Annotated in this window: 3 protein-coding genes; 2 read left to right on the forward strand and 1 reads right to left on the reverse strand. The window is 66.5% G+C overall.

Annotation, left to right across the window (positions count from 1 at the left end; translation table 11 throughout):
* Nucleotides 1-83: 83 nt before the first annotated feature.
* Together VF662_RS12790 and VF662_RS12795 are read left to right on the forward strand one after the other, a co-directional pair.
* Entirely contained in the window at nucleotides 84-995 is a 912-nt protein-coding gene (locus VF662_RS12790) for a type II secretion system F family protein (RefSeq protein ID WP_464141830.1), read from the forward strand.
* A gap of 87 nt (nucleotides 996-1,082) precedes the next feature.
* Nucleotides 1,083-1,319, forward strand: coding sequence for a hypothetical protein (locus VF662_RS12795; protein ID WP_464141826.1), 237 nt, complete (start codon nucleotides 1,083-1,085; stop codon nucleotides 1,317-1,319).
* Here the strand turns inward: VF662_RS12795 and VF662_RS12800 are convergent.
* Nucleotides 1,303-2,869: putative PEP-binding protein (locus tag VF662_RS12800; RefSeq protein WP_464141828.1), on the reverse strand; the 1,567-nt coding region annotated here is incomplete at its 5' end. The genes VF662_RS12795 and VF662_RS12800 overlap by 17 nt on opposite strands.

The following is a 2,869-nucleotide window of genomic DNA, read 5'->3' on the forward strand; positions in this document are numbered from 1 at the left end:
CGCGGACCGTGGTCGCCGCGTAGATCGCGACGAGCACGGCGAAGGTGGCGACGGCGCTCGCCGCCATCGCGACGCTTGCCGTGATGGTCGCAATCTATGCCGCGACCACGGTCCGCGATCCGATGGCGAAGCGCGTCAAGGCGCTCAACGAGCGGCGTGAGCAGCTGAAGGCCGGCATCGTCGCCTCGACCTCCAAGCGCCGAAAGAAGATCACCAACAAGAACGAGGCGGCGGACAAGGTCCGCGGAGTCCTCGATTCGATGAAGATGCTCCAGGATGAGCAGGTGGAGAAGGCGCAGAGAAGGCTCCTCCAGGCCGGCATCCGCACCAAGGACCTCGCCTTCGTCGTCATCTTCGCGCGCTTCGTGCTTCCGGTCGTGATCGGATCGATCGTGATCACCGGCGTCTATTTCCTAGATTGGTTCCCGGATTGGGGCGCGATCAAGAAGTATGGCGCGGTCGCCGGATCGATCATCCTCGCCTACAAGGCGCCGGACATCTTCCTCAAGAACAAGATCCAGAAGCGCACGGACAAGATCCGCAAAGGTCTTCCCGACGCGCTCGACCTGATGATCATCTGCGCCGAGGCGGGCCTTACCGTCGACGCCTCGTTCAACCGGGTGTCGAAGGAACTGGGGAAGGCCTATCCGGAGCTCGGCGACGAGTTCGCGCTCACCTCGATCGAGCTTGGCTTCCTCACCGACCGCCGGAGCGCGTTCGAGAACCTTGCGAACCGCATCGATCTCGAGGCCGTGCGCGGAGTCGTGACCACCATGATCCAGACCGAGAAATACGGCACTCCGCTCGCAAGCGCGCTGCGCGTTCTCTCGGCCGAGTTCCGCAACGAGCGCATGATGCGCGCCGAGGAAAAGGCCGCGCGCTTGCCGGCGATCATGACGGTGCCGCTCATCCTCTTCATCCTGCCGACCCTGTTCATCGTCATCCTCGGGCCGGCCGCGTGCAGCATCTCCGACAATCTGATCGGCGCCGCCTGACCGGACCGGAACTGCGGCCGGGCGGGAACCACCTGCCCGGCCCGCCCATTCAGCAGCCGTAACGTTCCTCAGGCAAGGATGCGGCTCGTGACTCCATTCACTTCCGACCAGTGGATTATGATGATCCTCGTCTTCCTGCTCGGCCTGTTCCTCGGCGGCTGGATCTTCGCGGGGACCAAGTGGAAGCGCCGCTACCGCGAGGAGGTCGCCCACCGGGAGCGGCTGGAGCGCGAATATAAGCACGGCGCAGCCATGGACATCGCCGCCCGCGCACGATCGGACACCGCCACCACGACGACGACCACGACTAGGCCCGCGCCCTGAGTGCGGCCTGCGCGGCGGCAAGCCGGGCGATGGGCACGCGGTAGGGCGAGGCGGAGACGTAATCGAGACCCGTCTCCTCGCAGAAAGCGATCGAGGACGGGTCGCCGCCATGCTCGCCGCAAATGCCGAGCTTCAGCCCCGGCTTCGCCCCCCTGCCCCGCTCGGCCGCCAGCCGGATGAGCTCGCCGACGCCCTCGACATCGAGGCTGACAAACGGGTCGCGGCCGTAAATCCCCTTTTCCACATAGGCGGTGAGGAAGCGGCCCGCATCGTCGCGGCTGACGCCGAGCGTCGTCTGGGTGAGGTCGTTGGTGCCGAAGCTGAAGAATTCCGCCTGCTCCGCAATCGAGCCGGCCATCAGGGCCGCTCGCGGAAGCTCGATCATGGTGCCCACGAGATAATCGACCGTGCTGCCCTGCTCCTCGAACACGGCTTTGGCGGTGCGGTCGATGAGGTCGCGAATGATCTGGAGCTCCGCCTTCGTGCCCACGAGCGGGACCATCACTTCGGGGATCGGCGCGGCGCCGCTTTCCTTCGCTACGGCAACCGCCGCCTCGAAGATGCCGCGGGCCTGCATCTCGTAGATTTCGGGGTAGGTGATGCCCAGCCGGCAGCCGCGATGGCCGAGCATCGGGTTGAACTCGTGCAGATCCTCGGCACGCCGCCTCAGCAGCTCGGGAGAGATGCCGGTCGCGGCGGCGACTTCGGCATAGTCGGCCTCGCTCTGCGGCAGGAATTCGTGGAGCGGCGGATCGAGCAGCCGGATCGTGACGGGCAAGCCGGCCATGATCCGGAAGATCTCCTCGAAGTCGCCCCGCTGCGCCGGGAGCAATTTGGCGAGCGCCGTCCGGCGGCCCTTCTCGTCCTCGGCCAGGATCATCTGACGGACGTTGGTGATCCGCTCGGCATCGAAGAACATATGCTCGGTACGGCAGAGGCCGATGCCCTCGGCGCCGAATTCGCGCGCGGTGCGGCAGTCGTTCGGCGTCTCGGCGTTGGTGCGGACGCGGAGCCGGCGGGCGCGGTCGGCCCAGACCATCAGCGTTCCGAAATCCCCGACCAGCTCCGGCTGCACCGTCGGCACCGCGCCCAGCATCACTTCGCCGGTGGAGCCGTCGATCGTGATCGTATCGTCCTCGCGGACCTCGATCGAGCCGATCCGCATCACCTTGTTCTTATAGTCGATCGAGATCCCGCCGGCGCCGCTGACGCAGGGTCGTCCCATGCCGCGCGCCACCACGGCCGCGTGGCTGGTCATCCCGCCCCGGCAGGTGAGGATGCCCTTCGCCGCGTGCATGCCGTGAATGTCTTCCGGGCTGGTCTCGATGCGGACGAGGATCACCTTCTCGCCGAGAGCCGAATAGCGCTCGGCCGTGTCGGCATCGAACACCGCCTGGCCGCAGGCGGCACCCGGCGATGCGGGCAAGCCCTTGGCGATCACCTGCCGCGGCGCCTCCGGATCGAGCGTCGGATGAAGCAACTGGTCAAGCGCTGACGGATCGATGCGGAGGACTGCTTCCTCCTCGGTGATCAATCCTTCGCGGGCCATG

This window comes from Allosphingosinicella sp. (genome assembly GCF_036387215.1).
GTDB lineage: Bacteria > Pseudomonadota > Alphaproteobacteria > Sphingomonadales > Sphingomonadaceae > Allosphingosinicella.